Origin of the sequence: Streptomyces sp. NPDC002181 (genome assembly GCF_042890485.1) — a bacterium.
GTDB lineage: Bacteria > Actinomycetota > Actinomycetes > Streptomycetales > Streptomycetaceae > Streptomyces.
Window position 1 is genome coordinate 252671 of sequence record NZ_JBIASC010000001.1, and the last position, 22938, is coordinate 275608.

At 71.8% G+C, this 22938-nt stretch carries 22 protein-coding genes and 2 riboswitches; of the genes, 13 read left to right on the forward strand and 9 right to left on the reverse strand.

The features are described 5' to 3' along the window. Window positions 1-163: 163 nt before the first annotated feature. Window positions 164-267, forward strand: a riboswitch (glycine riboswitch). A 184-nt stretch (window positions 268-451) separates the two neighbouring features. From gcvT to ACFYXV_RS01185, 12 genes are all read left to right on the forward strand, one after another. After that, window positions 452-1567 (forward strand): glycine cleavage system aminomethyltransferase GcvT, encoded by a 1116-nt coding sequence (gcvT, locus tag ACFYXV_RS01130; RefSeq protein WP_383502315.1) that lies wholly within the window; start codon window positions 452-454, stop codon window positions 1565-1567. An 80-nt stretch (window positions 1568-1647) separates the two neighbouring features. Further along, entirely contained in the window at window positions 1648-2031 is a 384-nt protein-coding gene (gcvH, locus tag ACFYXV_RS01135) for a glycine cleavage system protein GcvH (RefSeq protein ID WP_383346040.1), read from the forward strand. A 16-nt stretch (window positions 2032-2047) separates the two neighbouring features. Continuing rightward, window positions 2048-3304, forward strand: coding sequence for a serine hydroxymethyltransferase (gene glyA / locus ACFYXV_RS01140; RefSeq protein WP_048474733.1), 1257 nt, complete (start codon window positions 2048-2050; stop codon window positions 3302-3304). 220 nt (window positions 3305-3524) lie between these two features. After that, window positions 3525-4907 (forward strand): L-serine ammonia-lyase, encoded by a 1383-nt coding sequence (locus ACFYXV_RS01145; RefSeq protein ID WP_385476701.1) that lies wholly within the window; start codon window positions 3525-3527, stop codon window positions 4905-4907. Window positions 4908-5158: 251 nt separating this feature from the next. Then, a complete protein-coding gene (locus tag ACFYXV_RS01150) occupies window positions 5159-5464 on the forward strand; it encodes a hypothetical protein (protein WP_383346034.1) in 306 nt (101 codons plus the stop codon). A gap of 219 nt (window positions 5465-5683) precedes the next feature. Further along, window positions 5684-6091, forward strand: a complete 408-nt coding sequence (locus tag ACFYXV_RS01155; protein ID WP_389381732.1) for an SsgA family sporulation/cell division regulator — start codon at window positions 5684-5686, stop codon at window positions 6089-6091. A gap of 118 nt (window positions 6092-6209) precedes the next feature. Next, a complete protein-coding gene (locus ACFYXV_RS01160) occupies window positions 6210-6722 on the forward strand; it encodes a hypothetical protein (RefSeq protein WP_389381733.1) in 513 nt (170 codons plus the stop codon). A 119-nt stretch (window positions 6723-6841) separates the two neighbouring features. Next, a riboswitch (cobalamin riboswitch) is annotated at window positions 6842-7037 on the forward strand. 28 nt (window positions 7038-7065) lie between these two features. Then, on the forward strand, window positions 7066-7758 hold the full coding sequence (locus tag ACFYXV_RS01165; protein ID WP_383346025.1) for an energy-coupling factor ABC transporter permease: 693 nt from the start codon (window positions 7066-7068) through the stop codon (window positions 7756-7758). Window positions 7759-7763: 5 nt separating this feature from the next. After that, on the forward strand, window positions 7764-8117 hold the full coding sequence (locus tag ACFYXV_RS01170) for an energy-coupling factor ABC transporter substrate-binding protein (RefSeq protein WP_389382102.1): 354 nt from the start codon (window positions 7764-7766) through the stop codon (window positions 8115-8117). 3 nt (window positions 8118-8120) lie between these two features. Next, complete coding sequence (gene cbiQ, locus ACFYXV_RS01175) at window positions 8121-8870, forward strand: cobalt ECF transporter T component CbiQ (protein WP_389381734.1); 750 nt, start codon at window positions 8121-8123, stop codon at window positions 8868-8870. Beyond that, window positions 8867-9688, forward strand: a complete 822-nt coding sequence (locus tag ACFYXV_RS01180; protein ID WP_389381735.1) for an ATP-binding cassette domain-containing protein — start codon at window positions 8867-8869, stop codon at window positions 9686-9688. Before cbiQ ends, ACFYXV_RS01180 begins: the two co-directional genes overlap by 4 nt. An 87-nt stretch (window positions 9689-9775) precedes the next feature. Next, window positions 9776-10312, forward strand: coding sequence for a PadR family transcriptional regulator (locus ACFYXV_RS01185; protein ID WP_385476683.1), 537 nt, complete (start codon window positions 9776-9778; stop codon window positions 10310-10312). A gap of 66 nt (window positions 10313-10378) precedes the next feature. Here ACFYXV_RS01185 and ACFYXV_RS01190 read toward each other — a convergent pair whose 3' ends face one another. The 9 genes from ACFYXV_RS01190 to ACFYXV_RS01230 all read right to left on the reverse strand — a co-directional run bounded on the left by ACFYXV_RS01190 (window position 10379) and on the right by ACFYXV_RS01230 (window position 20363). Beyond that, window positions 10379-10591 (reverse strand): EF-hand domain-containing protein, encoded by a 213-nt coding sequence (locus tag ACFYXV_RS01190; protein WP_366101006.1) that lies wholly within the window; start codon window positions 10589-10591, stop codon window positions 10379-10381. A gap of 111 nt (window positions 10592-10702) precedes the next feature. Beyond that, on the reverse strand, window positions 10703-11893 hold the full coding sequence (locus ACFYXV_RS01195; RefSeq protein WP_385469418.1) for a YncE family protein: 1191 nt from the start codon (window positions 11891-11893) through the stop codon (window positions 10703-10705). Beyond that, window positions 11890-12669, reverse strand: coding sequence for a polysaccharide deacetylase family protein (locus ACFYXV_RS01200; protein WP_383346011.1), 780 nt, complete (start codon window positions 12667-12669; stop codon window positions 11890-11892). Before ACFYXV_RS01200 ends, ACFYXV_RS01195 begins: the two co-directional genes overlap by 4 nt. Before the next feature lie 404 nt (window positions 12670-13073). Beyond that, window positions 13074-13577 carry an ATP-binding protein gene (locus tag ACFYXV_RS01205; protein WP_385469416.1) on the reverse strand — a complete coding sequence of 168 codons (504 nt, stop codon included), beginning with the start codon at window positions 13575-13577 and terminating at the stop codon, window positions 13074-13076. 243 nt (window positions 13578-13820) lie between these two features. Further along, window positions 13821-14588 (reverse strand): enoyl-CoA hydratase/isomerase family protein, encoded by a 768-nt coding sequence (locus ACFYXV_RS01210; RefSeq protein WP_383346005.1) that lies wholly within the window; start codon window positions 14586-14588, stop codon window positions 13821-13823. An 86-nt stretch (window positions 14589-14674) separates the two neighbouring features. After that, a complete protein-coding gene (locus ACFYXV_RS01215) occupies window positions 14675-15901 on the reverse strand; it encodes an Ig-like domain-containing protein (protein WP_389382103.1) in 1227 nt (408 codons plus the stop codon). A 145-nt stretch (window positions 15902-16046) separates the two neighbouring features. Then, window positions 16047-16769, reverse strand: a complete 723-nt coding sequence (locus ACFYXV_RS01220) for a L,D-transpeptidase family protein (RefSeq protein WP_385469412.1) — start codon at window positions 16767-16769, stop codon at window positions 16047-16049. A 125-nt stretch (window positions 16770-16894) separates the two neighbouring features. Continuing rightward, window positions 16895-19039 (reverse strand): choice-of-anchor A family protein, encoded by a 2145-nt coding sequence (locus ACFYXV_RS01225; protein ID WP_389381736.1) that lies wholly within the window; start codon window positions 19037-19039, stop codon window positions 16895-16897. 145 nt (window positions 19040-19184) lie between these two features. Next, on the reverse strand, window positions 19185-20363 hold the full coding sequence (locus ACFYXV_RS01230) for an Ig-like domain-containing protein (protein ID WP_385469423.1): 1179 nt from the start codon (window positions 20361-20363) through the stop codon (window positions 19185-19187). 222 nt (window positions 20364-20585) lie between these two features. On the opposite strand from ACFYXV_RS01230, the gene glgX reads away from it, so the two are divergent. After that, entirely contained in the window at window positions 20586-22892 is a 2307-nt protein-coding gene (glgX, locus tag ACFYXV_RS01235) for a glycogen debranching protein GlgX (protein WP_385469408.1), read from the forward strand. The last annotated feature ends 46 nt before the right edge of the window (window positions 22893-22938 follow it).

A 22938-nucleotide genomic window follows, 5' to 3' on the forward strand; every position in this document is an offset into this window, starting at 1 on the left:
CGGTCGTGTTTCCCGGTCTCGTCCCGGATGCGTCACCGGTCCGTCACCACCGGTCCGCCATCCCGGCGCGCCCCTTCCGTACGTTCTTCCGGGCCCGAACGCCCGATCGCCCGGACGGCGTGCAATGATGTGCGCCATCTGGACCAACTGCATACCGGCCGCTTGAATCCGCGCGGGAGAGTCCCGGCACGCCGCGAGGCGGTGCCCGGGCGCCGAAGGAGCAAGTACCTCCCTTGAATCTCTCAGGCCCCGTACCGCGTGGATGAGGCAGATCTGAAAAGCGAGCCGCGCCGCCGTCCCCCGCGACGGCATCCGCGTGCGCTCCACCCAAGGTGCAAGTCGACGTTCCCCGGGTCCGACCGGGAACTCTCGGCGAACCTCTCAGGTTCCGATGACAGATGGGGAGGATCGTCCTCGTCATGTCATGCCCTGGGACCCGGGAGCCACACCCATGAGCACTGCCCCCCGCCTGACCGCCCTCGACGCGCTGCACCGTTCTCTCGGTGCGACCATGACCGATTTCGCGGGCTGGGACATGCCCCTGCGGTACGCCAGTGAGCGCGACGAGCACAACGCCGTGCGCACCAAGGCCGGCCTCTTCGACCTCTCCCACATGGGCGAGATCACGCTGACCGGCCCGGAGGCCGTCAAGGCCCTGGATTACGCGCTGGTGGGCAACATCTCCACCGTCGGTGTCGGCCGCGCCCGCTACACGCACATCTGCCGGGAGGACGGCGGGATCGTCGACGACCTGATCGTCTACCGCCTCGGCGAGACCGAGTACATGGTCGTCGCGAACGCCTCCAACGCCCAGGTCGTCCTGGACGCCCTGACCGAGCGCGCCGCCGGCTTCGACACCGCGGTCCGCGACGACCGCGACGCGTACGCGCTGATCGCCGTCCAGGGCCCGGAGTCCCCCGGCATCCTCGCCTCCCTCACCGACGCCGACCTCGACGGGCTGAAGTACTACGCCGGCCTGCCGGGCACGGTCGCGGGCGTGCCCGCCCTGATCGCGCGTACGGGCTACACCGGCGAGGACGGCTTCGAGCTGTTCGTCGCCCCCGAGCACGCCGTACAGCTGTGGGAGGCCCTCACCAAGGCCGGCGAGGGCGTCGGCCTGGTCCCGGCCGGCCTGTCCTGCCGCGACACCCTGCGCCTGGAGGCGGGCATGCCGCTGTACGGGCACGAGCTGACCACCTCCCTCACCCCGTTCGACGCGGGGCTGGGCCGGGTCGTGAAGTTCGAGAAGGAGGGCGACTTCGTCGGCCGCGCCGCGCTGGAGGCCGCCGCCGAGCGCTCCGCCTCCAAGGCGCCGCGCAAGCTGGTCGGCCTGATCGCCGAGGGCCGCCGCGTCCCGCGCGCCGGGTTCCCGGTCGTGGCCGGCGGCCAGGTGATCGGCGAGGTCACCTCGGGCGCCCCGTCCCCGACGCTGGGCAAGCCGATCGCGATGGCGTACGTGGACGCGGCGCACGCCGCGCCCGGCACCTCCGGCGTCGGCGTGGACATTCGCGGTACGCATGAGCCGTACGAGGTCGTGGCCCTGCCCTTCTACAAGCGGCAGAAGTAGCGCCCGTACGCCGTACCGGCCGTCTCACTCCGCAAGACCACTGTTCGTATCCACTCCCCCGCATCCAGGAGAATCAGGTCATGAGCAACCCCCAGCAGCTGCGTTACACCAAGGAGCACGAGTGGCTGTCGGACGCCGTGGACGGCGTCGCGACGGTCGGCATCACGGAGTTCGCGGCCAACGCGCTCGGTGACGTCGTCTACGCCCAGCTCCCCGCGGTCGGCGACACCGTGACCGAGGGCGAGACCTGCGGCGAGCTGGAGTCGACCAAGTCGGTCAGCGACCTGTACTCCCCCGTCTCCGGTGAGATCGTCGAGTCCAACCAGGACGTGGTGGACGACCCGGCCCTGGTGAACACCGCTCCGTTCGAGGGTGGCTGGCTGTTCAAGGTGCGCCTCTCGGAGGAGCCGAAGGACGCGCTGACGGCCGACGAGTACGCCGCGCTCACCCACTCCGACAACTGAGTCCCAGGGGAACCTGATGTCCGTTCTGAACACCCCCCTCCACGAGCTCGACCCCGACGTCGCCGCCGCCGTCGACGCCGAGCTCGCCCGCCAGCAGTCCACCCTGGAAATGATCGCGTCGGAGAACTTCGCTCCGGTCGCCGTCATGGAGGCCCAGGGCTCGGTCCTGACCAACAAGTACGCCGAGGGCTACCCGGGCCGCCGCTACTACGGCGGCTGCGAGCACGTCGACGTGGTCGAGCAGATCGCGATCGACCGCATCAAGGAGCTCTTCGGCGCCGAGGCCGCGAACGTCCAGCCGCACTCCGGTGCGCAGGCGAACGCCGCCGCGATGTTCGCGCTGCTGAAGCCCGGCGACACGATCATGGGCCTGAACCTGGCCCACGGCGGTCACCTGACCCACGGCATGAAGATCAACTTCTCCGGCAAGCTCTACAACGTGGTCCCGTACCACGTCGGCGAGGACGGCCAGGTCGACATGGCCGAGGTCGAGCGCCTCGCCAAGGAGTCCAAGCCGCAGCTGATCGTCGCCGGCTGGTCCGCCTACCCGCGCCAGCTGGACTTCGCCGCCTTCCGCCGCATCGCGGACGAGGTCGGCGCGTACCTGATGGTCGACATGGCGCACTTCGCCGGCCTGGTGGCCGCGGGCCTGCACCCGAACCCGGTGCCGCACGCCCACGTCGTCACCACCACCACGCACAAGACCCTCGGCGGTCCGCGCGGCGGTGTCATCCTGTCGACGCAGGAGCTGGCCAAGAAGATCAACTCCGCGGTCTTCCCGGGTCAGCAGGGCGGTCCGCTGGAGCACGTGATCGCCGCCAAGGCGGTCTCCTTCAAGGTGGCGGCCTCGCCCGAGTTCAAGGAGCGCCAGGAGCGCACCCTGGAGGGTGCGAAGATCCTCGCCGCCCGCCTGGTCCAGGACGACGTCAAGGCCGTGGGCGTGGACGTCCTCACCGGGGGCACCGACGTGCACCTGGTCCTGGTCGACCTGCGCAACTCCGAGCTGGACGGCCAGCAGGCCGAGGACCGCCTCCACGAGGTCGGCATCACGGTCAACCGGAACGCGATCCCGAACGACCCGCGGCCGCCGATGGTCACCTCGGGTCTGCGGATCGGCACGCCGGCCCTGGCCACCCGCGGTTTCGACGCCGAGGCCTTCACCGAGGTCGCCGAGATCATCGCGCAGGCGCTCAAGCCCGCGTACGACAGCGAGGACCTGAAGGCGCGCGTCTCCGCGCTCGCCGCGAAGTTCCCGCTGTACCCGACGCTCTAGCGACGGCTTGGGAGGGCCCGGCCTGGTGTCACACAGGGCCGGGCCCTTCCTGTGTGACACGAGCCATACCCGAGCGCCTTCCGGCCACCATCGCCGGCAGGCGAAACGTTCACCTTGCCACGTTAAGCTCGACTGTCGGACAAAATCCGAACAATCCCCCCTCGATACGATCCACCCCGCCTGCCCCTCCACCCACGAGCAGACAAGGGAGTCCGCCACCGTGGCCATCTCCGTCTTCGACCTCTTCTCCATCGGCATCGGCCCCTCCTCCTCCCACACGGTCGGCCCGATGCGGGCCGCCCGCATGTTCGTGACCCGGCTGAAGAAGGACGGCGTGCTCGCCCAGACCGCGGCGGTCCGGGCGGAGCTCTACGGCTCCCTCGGCGCGACCGGCCACGGCCACGGCACGCCCAAGGCGGTGCTCCTGGGCCTGGAGGGCCACTCCCCCCGCTCGGTGAACGTGGAGAGCGCCGACGACGAGGTGGAGCGCATCCGCAGGACGGGCCGCCTGCGCCTGCTCGGCACCGAGATAGGGGAGGCGCACGAGATCGCCTTCGACGAGCCGAGCCAGCTGATCCTGCACCGCCGCCGGTCCCTGCCGTACCACGCGAACGGCATGACGCTCTTCGCGTACGACGCCGCCGGCGCCCCGCTGCTGGAGAAGACGTACTACTCGGTCGGCGGCGGCTTCGTCGTCGACGAGGACGCGGTCGGCGAGGACCGGATCAAGCTCGACGACACGGTGCTGAAGTACCCCTTCCGCAGCGGCGACGAGATGCTGCGGATGGCCCGCGAGAGCGGCCTGTCGATCTCCGCGATGATGCTGGAGAACGAGAAGGCCTGGCGCACGGAGGAGGAGATCCGCGAGGGTCTGCTGGAGATCTGGCGGGTCATGCAGGCGTGCGTCGCGCGCGGCATGTCGCGCGAGGGCATCCTGCCGGGCGGCCTGAAGGTCCGCCGCCGGGCCGCGAACACCGCCCGCAAGCTCCGCTCCGAGGGCGACCCGCAGGCGCTGTCGATGGAGTGGATCACCCTCTACGCGATGGCCGTGAACGAGGAGAACGCGGCCGGCGGCCGGGTGGTCACCGCTCCGACCAACGGCGCCGCGGGCATCATCCCGGCGGTCCTGCACTACTACATGAACTTCGTGCCCGGCGCCGACGAGGAGGGCGTGGTCCGCTTCCTGCTGGCGGCCGGCGCGATCGGCCTGCTCTTCAAGGAGAACGCCTCGATCTCCGGCGCCGAGGTCGGCTGCCAGGGCGAGGTCGGCTCGGCCTGCTCGATGGCGGCGGGCGCCCTCGCCGAGGTCCTGGGCTGCACCCCGGAGCAGGTGGAGAACGCGGCCGAGATCGGCATGGAGCACAACCTGGGCCTCACCTGCGACCCGGTCGGCGGCCTCGTCCAGATCCCGTGCATCGAGCGCAACGGCATGGCGGCGGTCAAGGCCGTCACCGCGGCCAAGATGGCCATGCGCGGCGACGGCTCCCACAAGGTGTCCCTCGACAAGGTCATCAAGACCATGAAGGAGACCGGCGCCGACATGAAGGTCAAGTACAAGGAAACCGCCCGCGGCGGCCTGGCGGTCAACGTCATCGAATGCTGATCCGGCACGCATGACGAAGGAGGGGCCCGGCGCGGTGCGCCGGGCCCCTCCGGCGTTCCACAACTTGGTGAATTCGCAGGCCAATTGAGGTTTGCCCGGAGTTGATCACGCGTGAGGGCGAACCCTCCTCCCCGGGCTGGTCTCTCGATGATCACATGCGCCATGGTGATCACGTGACGTCGCGGCCACACCCCCGGCGGTCGGCCAACCGCCTTGGACCGCAGCCTTTTTGCGTACTGGAGGACTTCATCATGGCAAGCAACCGCAGCATCCGAGTCCTGGCGGCTGTCGCAGCGCTCCCCTTCGCCGCCCTGCTCTTCACGGGTACGGCCCAGGCCGACAACGGAGCCGGTGCGGGCGTCTCGTCCAACGCCGCCGCCGGCGAGATCCTCGGCAGCGGGGTCGCCGGCGGCAACCTCGGCAACTCCTCCACCACCCAGCAGCTCGCCACGGGCTCCGGGGCGTCCAACCAGAACAACGGCGCCCAGGCCAACGGCGCCGGTTTCACCGCCATCGGGCAGTCCAACGACTCGTTCGTGTTCAACCCCGTTCCGTAGCGGACCGGTGACCCGGCGGCCCGCCCTCCCCCCGGAGGGCGGGCCCCTTCGCGTTCCCTCCCCCGCCACCGCACCCGCACCCGTTCCCCTTCCTGTGACGAATGGGGTCCAGCGGCCCCCGGGCTGAGGACTTTCGGCCCGCGGGGGTAGCCGGGAGGTGGGCTAGCTTGCCCGATAGGGCCGCCGGCCCCGGCCGGACACGACTGAGAGGCGCTGCGCATGGACGGAATCGAATACCGCGTCCTCCCGCTCCGGCTGGAGGCCTCCCCCGAGCCCGTGTCCGTGGACGGGGCCTTCACCTACCGCCCCGACCGGCCCTACGAGCTGGCGCTCGACTTCCGGGGCGCCGGGACGCACCTGGCGCGCTGGGTGTTCTCCCGGGACCTGCTGATCGACGGGGAGAGCTGCGTGACGGGCGAGGGGGACATCCAGGTGTGGCCGCGCTGGCAGGGCGGGGAACCGCGGGTCTTCCTCGCCTTCACCAACGGCGCTCAGAGCTGCGTGGTGTCCGCCCGGGCGAAGGACGTGCGGGCGCTGTGCCGGCGGCTGGTCGGGCTCGTGCCCCGGGGCGAGGAGCAGCGCCACTACGACCTCGACGCCGAGCTGAGCACCCTGCTGCCCCGCTAAGTTCCCTTTTGGCATGTTTTCTTTTTGTCTGGGTGGTTTTGGGTGCAACCATGAGCCTGCCGGGGAGTGTCCTCAGCAGTGACACCGGTCCCCGCCTCTGAAGAATCAGGGGGACGTCATGAACCACCTCCGCAACCACCTCCGCCGCCGGCAGCTCGCGGCCCTCGCCACAGGTGCGCTGCTCACCGCCGGGATCACCCTCGCCGCTCCGGCCTCGGCCGCCGTGCGGCCCACGCCGCTCGTCGTGAACGCCCGCTGGGGCGGGCACTGCACGTACGACCGCATCGTCATCGACCTGCGGGGACACGCCCCGCGGGCCACCGTCACCCGCGTCCCCCGGCTGGTCCACGACGGGTCCGGCGCTCCCGTCCCGCTGGCCGGGAAGTACTTCCTCCAGATCCGCCTGCATCCCGCCGCGGCGCACGACCGCGCGGGCGCCGGCACCTACCGCGGACCGCGGCTGGTCAACATCCGCCTGCCGCAGCTGAAGGGCCTCGCCCTGACCGGCGATTTCGAGGGGTACGTGACCTTCGGCGCCGCGTTCGGCGCCAAGCCCTCCGTCAGCTCCTTCACGCTGCACGGGCCCGAGCGCCTCGTGCTGGACGTCGCGCACCGCAACGTCTGCCGGTGACCGTGGCACGCCGCCGGCGCCGGTCCCGCCGGCGCCGGCAGCGGACCGCGTCCGTTCGGGCACGGGGTGTCCGGACAGGCGGGCGTTCGGGCCGGGTTGGTGCAGGTCCGTCCCTGCGACTAGGGTCAGCGGGCCTTGGTGTACGGGAAACCGGTGGAAAACCGGTGCGGCCCTCGCCACTGTGAACGGGAAGTCCGGCTCCACTCCTTTGGGAAGCCACTGGGCGGCGCGGGAGGTTCCGCACCGCCCGGGAAGGCGGGGCCAGGGCATCAGCACCCGTGAGCCAGGAGACCGGCCGGGGCGCGTTGTCCATCCACGAGGTGCTGGAGAGGTCTCCCCACTCATGCATATAGCCGAGGGGTTCCTGCCCCCTTTGCACGCGGTCGCCTGGGGCGCCGCGTCCGCCCCCTTCGTCGTCCACGGTGTCCGCGCCCTCACCCGCGAGGTGAAGGCGAACCCGGAGAGCACGCTGCTGCTCGGCGCGTCCGGAGCGTTCACTTTCGTCCTGTCCGCCCTGAAGATCCCATCGGTGACGGGCAGTTGTTCGCACCCCACCGGGACCGGGCTCGGGGCGATCCTGTTCCGGCCGCCGATCATGGCGGTGCTCGGCACGATCACCCTGCTCTTCCAGGCGCTGCTGCTGGCGCACGGCGGGCTGACCACCCTCGGCGCGAACGTGTTCTCGATGGCGATCGCCGGGCCGTGGGCGGGGTACGGGGTGTACCTGCTGCTGAAGCGCTTCGACGTGCCGCTGATGGTGACCGTCTTCTTCGGCGCCTTCTTCGCCGACCTGGTGACGTACTGCGTGACCTCCGTGCAGCTGGCGCTGGCCTTCCCGGACCCGGGCACCGGGTTCGCGGGCGCGCTCGTGAAGTTCGGGGGCATCTTCGCGGTGACCCAGATCCCGCTCGCGGTGAGCGAGGGGCTGCTGACGGTGCTCGTGATGCGGCTGCTGATGCAGTCGAGCAAGTCCGACCTGGTCCGGCTGGGCGTCGCCAAGCTCACCGGCCGCAGCGAGCAGAAGGCGGCCGTGTGATGAGCCTGAGCCGGAACGCGAAGATCAACGGACTGCTGCTGCTCCTGGTGGCGGCGCTGGCGGTACTGCCCATCGCACTGGGGATGGGCGAGGGCAAGGAGGAGCCCTTCACGGGCGCCGACGCGCAGGCGGAGACCGCGATCACCGAGCTCGATCCGGAGTACGAGCCGTGGTTCTCGCCGCTGTACGAACCCCCCTCCGGGGAGGTGGAGTCGGCCCTGTTCGCCCTCCAGGCGGCCCTGGGTGCGGGCGTGCTCGCCTACTACTTCGGCGTCCGCAAGGGCCGCCGTCAGGCCGCTGCGGCCGGTGCGGCCGGTGCGCCCGCGGCCGCACCGGACACCGCCGCCTCGGAGTCGTAGGCGGTGCTGCCGATCGACGTGGCGGCGCACGGCAGCCGGTGGCGGCGCCGGCATCCGCTGGAGAAGGCCCTGCTCGGGCTCGGGCTGACGGTCACCGCCGTGTGCCTGCCGCCCTGGCCCGGCGGGCCGCTGGTCGCCGCCGCCACGCTCGCCGTGCTGCTCGGCCCGGCCGGCGTGGCCGGGCGGCAGCTGTGGCGGGCCTTCCGGATACCGCTGGGCTTCTGCTTCACCGGCGCGCTGCCGCTGCTGGTCGCCGTCGGCGGCCCGGCCGGGCTCGTCTCGCTCGCGCCCGACGGCCCCCGGCACGCCGCCGAGCTGCTGCTGCGTACCTCGGCGGCCTCCCTCGGCGTGCTGCTGTTCGCCTTCACCACGCCCGTGTCGGACGTCCTGCCCCGGCTGGTCCGGGCCGGGGTCCCGGCGCCCGTGGTGGACGTGGCCCTCGTCATGTACCGCATCGGCTTCCTGCTGCTGGACTCGATGACCCAGGTCCGGCGCGCCCAGGCGGCCCGGCTGGGCCAGTCCGGGCGGGCGGCGGTGTGGCGCTCGCTGGCCGGGCTCGCCGCGACCTCCTTCGTACGGGCCTTCGACCGCGCGGCCCGCCTCCAGGACGGCCTGGCCGGGCGCGGCTACGACGGCGCGCTGCGGGTCCTCGTACCCGAGGCGGCCCTGTCGTGGCGGTTCCTGGCGGCGTCGGGGGCCCTGCTGGCGGCCCTGATCACCCTGACTCTGACCCTGAAGGGGCTCTGCCTGTGAACCCGTTGGTGGAACTGGCCGGCGCCGGCTACGCGTACGAGGACGGCCCGGCGGTCCTGGCCGGCGTGGACTTCGCCATCGCCGAGGGCCGGGCGCTGGTCCTGCTGGGCCGCAACGGCAGCGGCAAGACCACGCTGATGCGGCTGCTGAGCGGGGGCCTGCGGCCCGGCACGGGCGCGCTGCGCCTCGACGGGACGGCGGTCGCGTACGACCGGGCGGGGCTGACCCGCCTGCGCACGGCGGTGCAGTTGGTGGTCCAGGACCCGGACGACCAGCTGTTCGCGGCCTCGGTGGAGCAGGACGTGTCGTTCGGCCCGATGAACCTGGGCCTGCCGGCCGATGAGGTGCGCGCCCGGGTGGACTCGGCGCTCGCCGCGCTGGACATCACGGCGCTGCGGGACCGCCCGACGCACCTGCTCTCGTACGGGCAGCGCAAGCGCGCCGCCATCGCGGGGGCGGTGGCGATGGCTCCGCGGGTGCTGATCCTCGACGAGCCGACGGCCGGCCTGGACCCGGACGGGCAGGAGCGCCTGCTGGACGTCCTCGCGGGCCTGCGCGCGGCCGGCACCACGGTGGTGATGGCCACGCACGATGTGGACCTGGCGGTCCGCTGGGCCGACGACGCGGCGGTCCTGACCCCCTCGGGCATCCGCACGGGCCCGGCGCACGGCCTGCTGTCGGACCCGGAGCTGCTGGCCTCGGCGGGTCTGCGCCAGGCCTGGTCCCCGGCGGTGACGTCCCTCCTGCGCGCCCACGCCCTCCTGGACCCGCTGGCGCCGGGTCCGAAGACCCCGGAGGCCCTGGCCGCCTGGCAGTAGGGGCAGTGGGGTCCGGCCCCGCGTCCCGCCGTCGCCGCCGGGGACCGGATCGCGGTGCCCGGCTCCCCGCGTCCCTAGGATGGCCGCATGTCGCTGCCGCACGCCATCCTCACCGCCCTGCTGGAGAAGCCCTCGTCGGGGCTGGAGCTGACGCGGCGGTTCGACAAGTCGATCGGGTACTTCTGGTCCGCGACGCACCAGCAGATCTACCGCGAGCTCGGCCGGCTGGAGGAGGCCGGGCTGATCCGGGAACTGCCCAGCGAGGTGCCCGTACGGGGGCAGAAGAAGCAGTACGAGGTGCTGGACGCCGGTCGCGCGGAGCTGGCGCGGTGGGTCGGCGAGAGCCAGGACCCGAAGCCCATCCGGGATCCGCTGCTGCTGCGGATCCGGGCGGCCGCCGTCGTGGGCCCGAACGGGCTGGCCGCGGAGCTGCGGCGCCATCTGGATCTGCACCGCCGGCAGCTGGCGGTCTACGAGGCGATCGAGGAGAAGGACTTCCCGCCGGGGCGGGACTCCGACGAGGACCGCCTGCGCCGGCTCGTCCTGCACGGCGGCGTCGGCCTGGAGACGTTCTGGCTGCGCTGGCTGGAGGAGGCCCTGGCCGAGGTCGAGGACATGGCCTGACCGGTGAGACGCGGCGAAGCCCCCGACCGCCCTGCAGGGGGCGGTCGGGGGCTTCGCGAAGCCTGCCTACTTGTTCAGGGCGTCCCAGAACTCGTCGAAGCTCATACGGCCGTCGCCGTTCGCGTCCTTGGCGGCGATCACGGCGTCCGCGACGGCGCCGGTGACGAACGCGTCGCCCATCGCCTTCATGGCCGCGCTGTACTCGTCCGCCGTGACGAAGCCGTCACCGTCCGCGTCGAACTTGCCGAACGTCGCCCGCGCGCTCTCGATGTCAGCCACTGGGATCCACCCCTTCTCGGTGCTTGTTGACCGGCCAAGGGTAGCGGCAGTCCGCGGCCGCTCCGTCCGGGGGGCGTCCGGCCGTACCGGGCCGCTCCCGCGGACCGGGTCCTAGCGGAAGATCCCCGTGTGGCCGAGCGAGTAGCGGCCCGGCTGGGGGTAGACGGCCAGGCCGTGCGGGCCGCCGCCCACCTTGATCTTGGCGAGCTGCTCGCCGGTCGCGGTGTCGATCGCGTACACCTCAGAGTTGTAGCGGCCCGACAGCCACAGCACCTTGCCGTCCGCGGAGACCCCGCCCATGTCCGGGCTGCCGCCGTCCGGCAGCTCCCACTTCTTCGTGAGCTTGTTCTGCTTGAAGTCGAAGACGGAGACGCTGCCCTCGCCCCGGTTGGAGATGTACATCTCGCGGGAGTCGCGGCCCACGTAGAGGCCGTGGGTGCCCTTCCCGGTGGGCAGCAGCTTGGGGACGTCGAACTTGTCCCCGCTGAGCACCCACATCCCGTCCGCCATCATGTCGGCGACGTAGAAGGTCTTGCCGTCAGGGGAGACCTTCACGTCCTGCGGCATCGCGCCCTCGAACGGCAGCTTCTGCTGGCCGACGACCTCCATCCTCTCGGTGTCGACCTTGAGGAGCTCGCCGGAGAACTCGCAGCTCACGATGAAGTAGCGGCCGTCCGCGGAGAAGTCGGCGTGGTTGACCCCGAAGCAGGTGACCGGGACCGTCTTCACCCGGTTCATCGTGTGCGGGTCGCGGAAGACCAGTTCGCGGTCCATGGAGGCCATCACGACCGCGTACTTGCCGTTCGGCGTGAAGTACAGGTTGTACGGGTCGTGCACCTCGACCGGCTCGCCCGCCTCACCCGTGGCCGGGTTGATCGGGGTGAGCGTGTGGCCGCGGTTGTTGTTGACCCACAGGGTCTTCATGTCCCAGGACGGCACGACGTGCTGGGGCTGGATCCCGACCGGGATGGTGTCGATGACCTTGTACGTCTTCGGGTCGATGACGGACACCGTGTTGGAGGTGGTGTTCGGCACGTAGACGCGCGACGGGAAGTCCCTGACCGTCGGGGAGAGGTTGTTCGGCCGGTCGGCCGCGTACACGTCGTTCGGATCGAGGAGCGGCGGCATGCCGGCCAGGCCGGGCGGAACGGCCGGGACGGCCTTGACCGGCTGCCGGGCGGGCGCCGCGGAGCCGAGCGCCTCGGCGGGCTTCTTGTCGGCCGCTCCGCAGCCGGCCAGGGCGGCGAGGACCAGACCGGCCAGCAGCACGGTGGCCTTCCGGGGAAGGCGGGTGGTCGTCATGAGGTCAGCAGCTCCGTGGTGGTCACCGCGCGCAGCTTGCGGCGCGCGAGTTCTTCGAGGAGGGGCGGCATCGCGTCGACCGTGTCCGCGTAGCCGAAGTGCAGGCTCACCACCGATCCGCCGTGGATCGTCCCGGTGACGGTGCGGATGACGGCCGCGGCGCCGGGCGAGGTGAAGTCGAGGGAGTCCACGTCGTACGAGAGGACGTGCGGGTAGCCCGCCCGCCGGGCCAGCTCCTTGACGAGGGGGGTGGCGTACTGGGTCTGGGAGGGCCGGAACCAGGTGCCGATGGAGCCGGTGAGCCGCTTGAGCCGCTGGGCGCAGCCGGTGATCTCGGCGTAGGCCTCCGCCTCGGGCATGTCGTTGATCGCGAGGTGGCGCTGGGTGTGGTTGCCGAGTTCGTGGCCGCCGTCGAGGACCCGGCGGGCCATGTCCGGGTGGGCGTCGAGCCAGCTGCCGATCGCCAGTACGGTGACCCGCGCGCCCGCCCTTTCGGCCTCGGCCAGCACGGCCCGGGCGATGGCGGGGTCCCCGTTGCCGTGGAAGGTGAGGGCGACGCGGGGGCGGTCGCGCGGACCGTGCGCGATCTCGTCGGGCTGGCCGGGGAACCGGCGCGGGGCGGCCGCGGCCCGGACCGGGGCGGGTTTCGCCGAGGCGGCCTCGGCGGGCGGGCCGGCGGGCGTACGGGCGCCCGTGCCGCAGGCGGCGGTGAGGGCGCCGACGGCGGCCGCGGCCCCGGCGCGGAGGGCGGATCGGCGGTCCGGGTAGCAGAGCACCTGCCCATTTAAGGGGCGGAAGCCGCAGAAGATAACGATTGACCCATTTCGGGACCTTCGCCGGGGTAAGCCCAAATGAGGGAGTGTCCGGTATTCGATCAACGAATCACACGGAGCGGTGGATAGTTATTCATTGAATGTGAGGTGAGTGGCCCACCTCACCTAGGATTTAGCCCGAAACTCTGAGTATTTGCACACTTATGTCCAGGTTGGGACTTTTGGCGTTTGGTCGCCCGTCTGCCATAGTCGGAATCACGGCTTCCCCATTGACCCGAGCGAAGTCGCCACGCCGAGGATCACACCCCCTTCGATCCTCGGCGCACCCATGAAGCCCCCACGACGCCTCACCACGGCGAGCGGGGGCTTCAGGCTTGTGCGGGAGGAACGGCCCCGCGCGGGTGCGGTCAGCGGTCGGCCACTCTCATCTCGAACCAGGTGATCTTGCCGCGGGGCAGCAGGTCGGCGCCCCAGCGGTCGGAGAGCTTGTCGACGAGGAAGAGCCCCCGCCCGGTGGTGTCCAGCTCGTGGACGGGCATCAGGCAGGGCAGTCCGCGCGAGGGGTCGCGCACCTCGACCCGGATCCAGCCGCGCCGCCGGTGCATCCGTAAGCCGAACGACCGGGCGCCGGTATGGCGCACCGCGTTGCCGACGAGCTCGGAGACCAGCAGGACGGTGTGCTCGGACACCTGCGGGGAAAAGCCCCAGAAGCGGATCACCACGTAGCGGGCGAGACGGCGCGCACTGCTCGCCGACTCCGGCAGGGACGGCAGGATCACTTCCGCCTCAGCCGGGTTCCCGTACAACTCCAGCGCCTTGAGTCCCTGTTCGTCCTCAAGAGCCGCCGTCAGCCGCACAGCGGAAGCACTGCTGCGCTGCCGCGGCTGTTCCACACCCTCCAGGCCCGCCATGAACCCATCATGGACGGCCGGTATGCCCGTCCGGGCCGTTCCCCGGGAAAACGCCCCCCGGAATCATTGATTCCGAAGGGGCGTTCCGTCATATGCGCGGGGCAAGCGGACCGCCGTGGGACGACCCTGATCTGCGGTGACCCGCTGCTCGCGGAAGATCATCCGGAGTGGATCTCCACCGGTTCTTAAGGCTGCCTTAAGGCCTGGCTAATCCACCCCTAGGGAGGACCGACCGCTTCGCGGTCAGACGAACTTCGCCTTGCCCGGGCCCTCCTCGACGAAGCTGCGCATGCCGCGCTCGCGGTCCTCGGTGGCGAACAGGCCCGCGAACCAGTTGCGTTCGATGGTCAGGCCGGTGTCGATGTCCGCCTCCAGGCCCGCGTCCACGCACTCCTTCGCGGCGCGCAGCGCGATCGCCGGACCCTGGGCCAGCTTGGCGGCCCAGGCGTGCGCCTGCTCGTACACCTCGGCGGCGGGCACGACCCGGTCCACGAGACCGAGGGCGAGCGCCTCGTCGGCCTTGACCATGCGGCCGGTGAAGATGAGGTCCTTGGCCTTGGACGGACCGATCAGCCGGGACAGCCGCTGGGTGCCGCCGGCCCCCGGGATCAGGCCCAGCAGGATCTCGGGCTGGCCCAGCTTCGCGTTGTCGGCGGCGATCCGGTAGTCGGCGCACAGCGCGAGCTCGCAGCCGCCGCCGAGGGCGTAGCCGGTGACGGCGGCGACGACCGGCTTGGGGATCCGCGCCACGGCGGTGAACGCGTCCTGGAGCGCGCGGGACCGGGCGACCATCGCCGCGTGGTCCATCGTCTGCATCTCCTTGATGTCCGCGCCCGCCGCGAACACCTTCTCGCCGCCGTAGATGATCACCGCGCGGACGTCGGACCGGTCGGTGGCCTCCACCGCGAGCTCGCGCAGCCGGTCCTGGGTGGCGATGTCCAGGGCGTTCATGGGCGGCCGGTCCAGGCGGAGGGTGCCGACGCCTTCGGAGACTTCGAGAGAGAGGGTCATACGCGAAAGGTTAGCGGCGGTTAACGGGAAGTGGCCCGGTGCCGTGGGTCACAGCACCGGGCCACTCGACTACGTACGGCGGAGGACTACTTGATCCACTCCGCCCAGTCCATGTTCCAGCCGTTGAGGCCGTTGTCCGGGGCGATCTGCTTGTCCTTGGAGTTCTTCACGATGACGACGTCGCCGACCAGCGACTCGTTGAAGAACCATGCGGCGGGCTGGTTGCCGTCACCGGCGCCGCGGACGTCCTTGAGGCCCACGCAGCCGTGGCTGACGTTCTCGGAGCCGAACGTTCCGGAGGAGGCCCAGTAGTTGCCGTGGACGAAGGTGCCCGACTGCGACAGGCGCATGGCGTGCGGGACGTCCGAGATGTCGTACTCGCCGCCGAAGCCGACGGTCGCGCCGTTCATCCGGGTCACCTTGTACTTCTCGCTGATGACCATCTGTCCGTTGTACGTGGTCGTCGACGGGGCGCCCGCGGTGATCGGGAGGTCCTTGAGCACCTGGCCGTCGCGGACGACCTGCATCGTGTGCTCGCTGGCGTCGACCGTGGAGACCTGCGAGCGGCCGATGGTGAAGGTGACCGTACGGGTCTGCTTGCCGTAGACGCCGGGGCGGCCTTCGACCCCGTCGAGGGCGATCTTCACGGTGACCTTGGTGCCCGCGGCCCAGTACTTCTCGGGGCGGAAGTCGAGGCGGTCGTTGCCGAACCAGTGGCCCTCGACCGGCACGGACGGCTCGGCCGTCACGGTGATGGCCTTCTCGACGGCCTCGGTGTTGGTGATGCCGCGGGTGAAGTTGAACGACACCGGCATGCCCACGCCGACGGTCTCCCCGTCCTCGGGCGTGTAGTGGCCGACGAAGGTGTTGGTCGGGGTCAGGGTCGTGAACGTGGTGTCCTTGGCGGACTCCCGGCCGGCCTCGTCCTTGGCGACGGCGTGCACCTTGTACTCGGTGGCGGCGGCCAGGTTGCGGGCGGGCTCCCAGCTCGCGGCGTCCGCGGCGAGCTTGCCCTCGACGGCGTTGCCCTTGGTGTCGGCGACGGTCACCGTGGTGAGCTTGCCGCCCGTGGTGGTTATCTTCAGGATGCCGCTGGTGGCGACCTCCTTGGCACCGTCGTCCGGCTTGACGCTGACGACGGCCTTGGACGCTTCGGTACCGGTCTTGCCTCCGCCACCGCCGCCGCCGTTGTCGCCGCCTCCCCCACCACCCGTGTTGCCGCCTCCGCTGCACGCGCTGGTGAGCAGCAGCGCCGCTCCGAGCAGGAGGGCCGGCAGGCCGGTGCGGCGGGCGCGGCCGCGTATCGGCTGCAGGTTCACTCTTCTTCTCCCCATGTCCCCCGCGCGCGGACAGTCGCGCGCATGTCGACAGGAAATCACACGGGGGGATCACGAAGAGAAACGGTCTTGTTACCGTTCCGTCCCAAGAGGGGCGAACTCCCGGCGGACCGGCGCGGGCTCAGTCCTCCGTACCCGGTTTGGTGCCCCAGACGTAGACGGCGTCGCCCTCGTCCAGCAGGTTCCACAGGCGTTCGGCGTCCGGTACGGAGAGGTTGACGCAGCCGGCCGAGCCGCCGTGCGCGTAGAGGTCGCCGGGGCGGCCGTGCAGGGCCTGGCCCCCGTCGAAGAACTGGGCGTACGGCATGGGGGCGTTGTCGTACAGCGTGGACACGTGGTCCTTGCTGCGCCAGTAGACCTCGTGCCAGCCGGGGCGGGTCTCCTGGTCGTCGCGGCCGGTGCGGACGGGCACGGGCGGGAAGACGACGCTGCTGCCGCGCTGCACCCACAGGAGCTGGCGGTCGAGGTCCACGCAGGTCACCCGGCCGGTGCGGACGGGGCAGCCGCCGGCGGCGTTGGGGCGGGCGCGGGCGGTCACCGCCACCATCGTGCGGTAGGTGGCGAGGCCGGGGTAACCGTCGGCGGGGGTGATGCCGTTGGCCTCCTGGAACGTGCGGACGGCCGCGCAGTCGGCCGCCGACTGCGTCCCGTCGACGGTGCGCCCGAGGTGGGCCTCCAGCTCGCGCTGGTAGGGGCCGGTCCCGGCGGTGCAGGCGGGTTCGGGGACGGCCGGGGCCGCGGCCGCGTGGGCCGGGGCGGCGAGTACGAGTACGGCGGCCAGTACGGCCGCCGCCCGGTACGCGGCGGCTGCGCGCACCGGCGGGGCGGGGTCGCCTGCGGTCATACGGGCCTCCTCGGGCCCGCCGGCCGGGCCGCCGGAGCCCAGCTAACCCGGCCCGGCTCCGGGCGGCCTGCGCAGGTGCGCCGGTGGGGTGAGCGGCTCACCTCACCGGCGTACCCGCGGGCGGATCAGCCGCGACCGCCTCCCCCCTTGCCTTCCTTGCCGCCCTTGCCTTCCTTGCCCTTGCCGTGGTCGTCGCGCCGGTTGTCCACCGTCACGACCAGCTTGTGGCCGGGGGTCTGCCCGTCGAGCCGCAGCGGACCCGTCACCCGGTTCTCCGGCAGCACGTACCCCTCGGGAACGTCGGTCTCCCTCAGGTAGTAGGACCCGGCCTCCAGGGACTCGAAGGTGCAGACGCCCGCGCCGTCGGTGGCACAGCCCGCCTTGACCCTGACGTCGGCGTTGATGCCCGCGGTCTGCAGGCCCTCGGTGCCGTTGGTCTCCTTCCAGACCTCGAACACCGCGCCGCGCAGCGGCCGCTTGGTCTTGGCGTCCTTCTTCAGTACCTCCAGCGAGCCGCGGTACTCCTCTTCCTCCTTGGAGTTGGAGACCGTCACGGTGACCCCGGCGACGGCGCCCGCCTCGTCGAGGACGAGCGTGGTGACCGGTTGCGCGGGCAGCTCGTAGCCCGCGGGGGCGGTGATCTCCCGCCAGTGGTAGGTGCCGAGCCGGACGACCCGCTCGCACCGGCCGTCGGTCCCGGTGACGCAGGAGTTCTCGTCGAGGGTGTCGGGGTCTGCGCCGGCCGTCTGGAGGCCGGGCCGGCCGTTGGTCTCTCGCCACAGCTCGAAGACGGCCCCGGCGAGCGGGGCGGCGGTGGCGGCGTCGACCTTGCGGACGGCGACCCCGCCGGTGGGCGGCACCGGCACCCGCACGTTGTCCACGACGTGGCGGACCCCGGCGTCGGCGTTCTCGGCGGTCAGCACCAGGGTGAACACCCGCTGCTCGGGCAGCACGTACCCGTCGGGCGCGGCCGTCTCCCGCCAGTAATACGTGCCGAGCTCCGACTCCCGGGCGCAGACGCCGTCGGCGGGGGTGACGCAGTCGGCGACCTTGGTGTCGGCGTCCTCGCCCGTGAACTGCGCGCCGGTCCGGCCGTTGGTCTCGTGCCACAGCTCGAAGCGCGCCCCGGCGAGCGGCCGGCCGGCCTCGTCCCGCTTGAGGACGGAGACCGATCCGGTGACGGGGACGGGCGGGGTCACCGAGCAGTCGGGCAGGTCGCCGTTGAAGGGGTAGGCGTGGAACTCCTGCCCGCTGCCCGGGAGGCTGGAGCTGCCGTGGGTGACCGAGCCCGTGGTGAAGAACCGGCCGTTGACGCCGGGCAGGGAGACGGTGGTCTGCGAGGCCTGGTTGCCGATCAGGACGCTGCCCTGGAACTGGCCGGTGCCGTTCAGGTTGACCGTCGCGGCGGCCGGGAAGTTCCACAGGAGCCGCTCGCGGTAGGCGTTGAGCGGGTCGGTGTCCTGGATGCCGCCGCTGTAGGTGTTGATCGTGCGGACGGTGTCGCCCAGCAGGTTGACGAGGATGGTCGCGCCCGCCGGGATCCCGGCGAACCTGATGCCCTGCTGGCCGCCGCCGTTCGGGTTGACCAGGTCCGCGCGGACGTTGAAGACCTGGAGCCGCGAGGTGTTGTCGCCGGTGAGGACGGTCTCGTGGCCGCTGTTCACGACCCTGCCGGTGGCCTCCTGCCCGGCATAGCAGCGGCTTGCGGCCGTGAGGCGGTCCCGCAGGCCGGCGTACGGTGCGACCGCCCCGGCGTCATGGGTCAGGGTGCCGCTCACGGTGCCGCCCAGGGTGCCCGCGTGGCGGACCACGCCGCCGTCGGCGATGAGGCGCTCGCCGGTGGCGACGGTGACGTCGCGGCCCGTGGTGAGGAAGTCCGCGCCGGCGGGCGGCGGCACCAGGGACCCGGCACCGACGATGCCGACGTTGTACCGCTGGTCCGCGCCGGCCTGCTTGTCCTGGTCGAAGTCGCGCAGGACCACGAGGCGGCCCTCGGCCTCCGAGGCGGTGCCGCGGACCCGGAAGTCCTCCCCGACGAAGATGTTGACCGCGTTGTCGCGGCCCTTGACGGAGCCGTCGCTGCCGACCGGCGGGAAGGGGTCGGGGCAGCTGCCGGGAACGCAGGGTCCGAGGCCGCCGGGCAGCGGCACCCGTACGACCGCGGCCGGCCGATCGGCGGCGCCTGCGCTCGCGGCCTGCGCCGCGGGCACCGCGCCCGCGGCCAGGACGGCTCCGATCGAGAGCCCGAGGGCCCAGTTCCTTGCTGACATGACGCTCCGTCCGTTGCCTGCTGCCGGGGGCTGGTGTGCCCTGACAGGCTGGAGGGGGGCGTCCGCGCAGCCGGTGAGGACACCCGGCGGCTACGGCATCCGCTCCCCCGGATCACCCGGAGGGGGCAGCGGGCACGGCCGGGGGTCAGGTGATGGCCGAGCCCGCGACCCAGTCCGCCCAGGACATGTTCCAGCCGCCCAGCCCGTTGTTCGGGGCCACGGTCTTGTCCTGCGAGTTCACGACCTCGACCACGTCCCCGACCAGGGTCCGGTCGAAGAACCAGCCGGCCGGGGTGTCCGAGCCGCCCCCCTTGTCGTCGCGCAGCCCCACGCAGCCGTGGCTGGTGTTGGAGGAGCCGAAGGTGTCGGGGCTGGCCCAGTAGTTCCCGTGCAGGAAGGTCCCCGACGTGGTGAGCCGCATGGCGTGCGGGACGTCGGGGATGTCGTACTCGCCGCCGAAGCCGACGGTCTGGCCGTTCATCCGGGTCACGTCGAACATCTCCAGCACCACCATCTTCCCGTTGTAGGTGGTGTTCTTGGGGGCTCCGGCGCTGATCGGGAGGGTCTGGACCAGCTTCCCGTCGCGGCGGACCTCCATCGTGTGCGCCTCCGCGTCCACCAGGGAGGCCTGGGAGCGGCCGACCGTGAAGGTGACGGACTTGTCCTGGATGCCGTACGAGCCGGGCGCGCCCTGCACGTCCCGCAGGTTCATGGTGACGGTGACCTCGGTGCCGGGCTTCCAGTACGTCTTGGGCCGGAAGTCGAGGCGCTCCTTGCCGAACCAGTGGCCCACGACCTGTACCGGGGGCTTGGAGGTGACGGTGATGGCCCGCTCGACGTCGGCGCGGTTGGCGATCGACCGGTTGAAGTTGAACGAGACGATCATGCCGGTGCCCACGGTGGAGCGGTTCTCGGGCTTGAAGTAGCCGATGAACCGTTCCTCGGGGACGTAGGTGGTGAAGGTGGTGTGCCGGGCCTGGCGCCGGTTGTGGCCGTCGAGCGCGACCGCGTCCACGGTGTACTTGGCGGCGAGCGCGAGCTTGCCGCCCTCGGTGTCGGGGCTCCAGCTGAGCCCGTCGGGGGCGATGGAGCCGGGCACGCGCTCCTCCTGGGCGTCCTCGACCTTGGTGACCACGACCCGTTCGAGCCGGCCCTCCGGCACTCTGACGGTCAGCGGCCCCTCGGCCGGCACCCCCTTGGCGTTGTCCTCGGGGGTGATGCGGATGGCCTCGTCGGGCGACCGGGGCTTGCCGGGGAGCTGGATCTCGACGGGGGAACCGCCGCTCGCGGTACATCCGGCCAGGCCGCCCAGCAGGCCCGCCATCGCCGCTGCGGCGGCCAAGCCGGCCGCCGCCCGCCTCGTCAGAAGTGTCACGATCCCTCCAACGACCGGGCCCCTCCGGGGGAAACGTGAGCGCGGGCCACGTTCCGGGCAGATCTCTCCGGGCAGAACAGTGGGAAGGACCAGACGGGGGCGGGCCCCAGCCGGGACGCCGGGGCCGCACTGCCTTCCCCCGACGGTACCCAGGAGCCGTGGAGGCGGGCAGTGTCGAGCGCAGCCGAGCAAGAGGCGGTGGATACCGCCGCCATGGAGTCAGTGACCTCAGTGGAGTCGCCCGTCCCGCACGTCAACGGGCAGTGGAGCGGTCCGGTGATACTGGGCCGCGAGTCGGCCTTGCGGACCGTCACGCGCCCGGGGCCCCCGGTGTGGCCCGGGTCCTCGCACCCCCTGGGGGCACGGTTCCGCACCGGCCCGGACGGGACGGCCGGTACCAACTTCGCGCTGTGGGCACAGGGCGCGGAGGCGGTGGAGGTGTGCCTGTTCGACGCGGAGGGCGCCGAGACCCGGTGCGCTCTGACCGAGCTGACGCACGAGATCTGGCACGGATTCCTGCCCGGGGTGCGTCCCGGGCAGCGGTACGGGTTCCGGGTGCACGGCCGCTGGGACCCCTGGACGGGGGCCCGGTTCAATCCGGCCAAGCTGCTCCTGGACCCGTACGCACGGGCCGTCGACGGGGACTTCACGCTGCCGCCGGAGGTGTACGGGCACGTCCGCGACTGGCCGCAGCAGTACATCGCGGACACCGTGCGCGACGACCGCGACTCGGCGCCGCACGTGCCGAAGGGGGTCGTCGTCCACGATGACGACGACTGGGCGGACGACGTCCGGCCGAAGACCCCGTGGGCCGATTCGGTGATCTACGAGCTGCACGTGCGCGGGTTCACGATGCGCCATCCGGGTGTTCCCGAGGAGCTGCGCGGCACCTACGCGGGTCTGGCCCATCCGGCCGCGGTGGAGCACCTGGTGAAGCTGGGCGTGACGGCGGTCGAACTGCTGCCGGTGCACCAGTTCGCGCACGAGGACCACCTGCTGCGCCGGGGCCTGCGCAACTACTGGGGGTACAACTCGATCGGCTACTTCGCCCCGCACGCCGGGTACTCGTCGAGCGGTACGGCCGGGCAGCAGGTGGGCGAGTTCAAGCGGATGGTGCGGGCGCTGCACGCGGCCGGGATCGAGGTCATCCTCGACGTGGTCTACAACCACACCGCGGAGGCGGGCGAGCTGGGGCCGACGCTGTCGCTGCGCGGGGTCGACAACCGGGGCTACTACCGGCTCCAGTCCGACCAGCGCCGGTACGCCGACTACACGGGCTGCGGGAACACTCTGCACGCCGGGCGTCCGCACGTGCTGCGGCTGATCACGGACTCGCTGCGCTACTGGGTGACCGAGATGGGGGTGGACGGCTTCCGCTTCGACCTGGCGGCGGCGCTGGCCCGCTCGATGCACGACGTGGACATGCTGTCGCCGTTCCTCGCGGTGATCGCCCAGGACCCGGTGCTGCGGCGGGTCAAACTGATCGCCGAGCCCTGGGACGTGGGCTCGGGCGGCTACCAGGTGGGGGCGTTCCCGCCGCTGTGGACGGAGTGGAACGACCGCTACCGCGATGCCGTACGGGACTTCTGGCGCGGCGCGCTGCCCGACGTGCGGGACCTCGGGTACCGGCTGTCGGGCTCCAGCGACCTGTACGCGTGGGGCGGGCGGCGGCCGTACGCCTCGGTGAACTTCGTGACGGCGCACGACGGGTTCACCCTGCGCGACCTGGTGTCGTACGAGCACAAGCACAACGAGGCCAACGGGGAGGCGGGCCGCGACGGGACGAACGACAACCGCTCGTGGAACTGCGGGGTGGAGGGGGATCCGCCGGAGGGCACGGACGCCCGGGTCGGGGTGCTGAGGCGGCGGCAGCTGCGCAATCTGCTGACCACGCTGCTGCTGTCGACCGGGGTGCCGATGCTGGTGGCCGGGGACGAGTTCGGGCGGACGCAGGGCGGCAACAACAACGCGTACTGCCAGGACAACGAGACGGGCTGGGTGGACTGGTCGCTGCTGGAGGATCCGGTCTGGCGGGAGCTGTTCGCGCTGGCCGCGCGGCTGGTGGCGCTGCGTCAGGAGCATCCGGTGCTGCGCCGGCGGGCCTTCTTCTCCGGGCGGCCGCAGGGCGCGGACGGGCTGCGGGACCTGGCCTGGTTCACCCCGGCGGGCAAGGAGATGACCGAGCGGGACTGGTACGCCCCCGCCGCCGCGCTCGGCATGTACCTGTCGGGGCGGGACATCCCGGGCCGGGACGAGCGCGGACGGCAGGTCGACGACGACAGCTTCCTCGCGCTGCTGCACGCCGGGGACCGGCCGGTGGAGTGGGTGCTGCCGGGCGCGCCGTGGGCGGCGGGGTACGAGCTGGTGCTGGACACCGCCCGGGAGGACCAGGCGGCACCCCCCGGCACCCGGCACCGGGGCGGGGAGGTGCTGACGGTGCCGGCCCGGTCGGTGCTGCTGCTGCGGGTGACCGGCTGAGGGGGCGCGGGTCCGCGGGCCGGGGGGAGGCGGGGGCGGCCGGGAG

Coding starts and splice junctions, on each gene's coding strand:
- gcvT (WP_383502315.1), top strand. CDS start 452: ATGAGCACTGCCCCCCGCCTGACCGCCCTCGACGCGCTGCACCGTTCT.
- gcvH (WP_383346040.1), top strand. CDS start 1,648: ATGAGCAACCCCCAGCAGCTGCGTTACACCAAGGAGCACGAGTGGCTG.
- glyA (WP_048474733.1), top strand. CDS start 2,048: ATGTCCGTTCTGAACACCCCCCTCCACGAGCTCGACCCCGACGTCGCC.
- ACFYXV_RS01150 (WP_383346034.1), top strand. CDS start 5,159: ATGGCAAGCAACCGCAGCATCCGAGTCCTGGCGGCTGTCGCAGCGCTC.
- ACFYXV_RS01155 (WP_389381732.1), top strand. CDS start 5,684: ATGGACGGAATCGAATACCGCGTCCTCCCGCTCCGGCTGGAGGCCTCC.
- ACFYXV_RS01160 (WP_389381733.1), top strand. CDS start 6,210: ATGAACCACCTCCGCAACCACCTCCGCCGCCGGCAGCTCGCGGCCCTC.
- ACFYXV_RS01165 (WP_383346025.1), top strand. CDS start 7,066: ATGCATATAGCCGAGGGGTTCCTGCCCCCTTTGCACGCGGTCGCCTGG.
- ACFYXV_RS01185 (WP_385476683.1), top strand. CDS start 9,776: ATGTCGCTGCCGCACGCCATCCTCACCGCCCTGCTGGAGAAGCCCTCG.
- ACFYXV_RS01195 (WP_385469418.1), bottom strand. CDS start 11,893: ATGACGACCACCCGCCTTCCCCGGAAGGCCACCGTGCTGCTGGCCGGT.
- ACFYXV_RS01205 (WP_385469416.1), bottom strand. CDS start 13,577: ATGGCGGGCCTGGAGGGTGTGGAACAGCCGCGGCAGCGCAGCAGTGCT.
- ACFYXV_RS01210 (WP_383346005.1), bottom strand. CDS start 14,588: ATGACCCTCTCTCTCGAAGTCTCCGAAGGCGTCGGCACCCTCCGCCTG.
- ACFYXV_RS01220 (WP_385469412.1), bottom strand. CDS start 16,769: ATGACCGCAGGCGACCCCGCCCCGCCGGTGCGCGCAGCCGCCGCGTAC.
- ACFYXV_RS01225 (WP_389381736.1), bottom strand. CDS start 19,039: ATGTCAGCAAGGAACTGGGCCCTCGGGCTCTCGATCGGAGCCGTCCTG.
- ACFYXV_RS01230 (WP_385469423.1), bottom strand. CDS start 20,363: ATGGCGGGCCTGCTGGGCGGCCTGGCCGGATGTACCGCGAGCGGCGGT.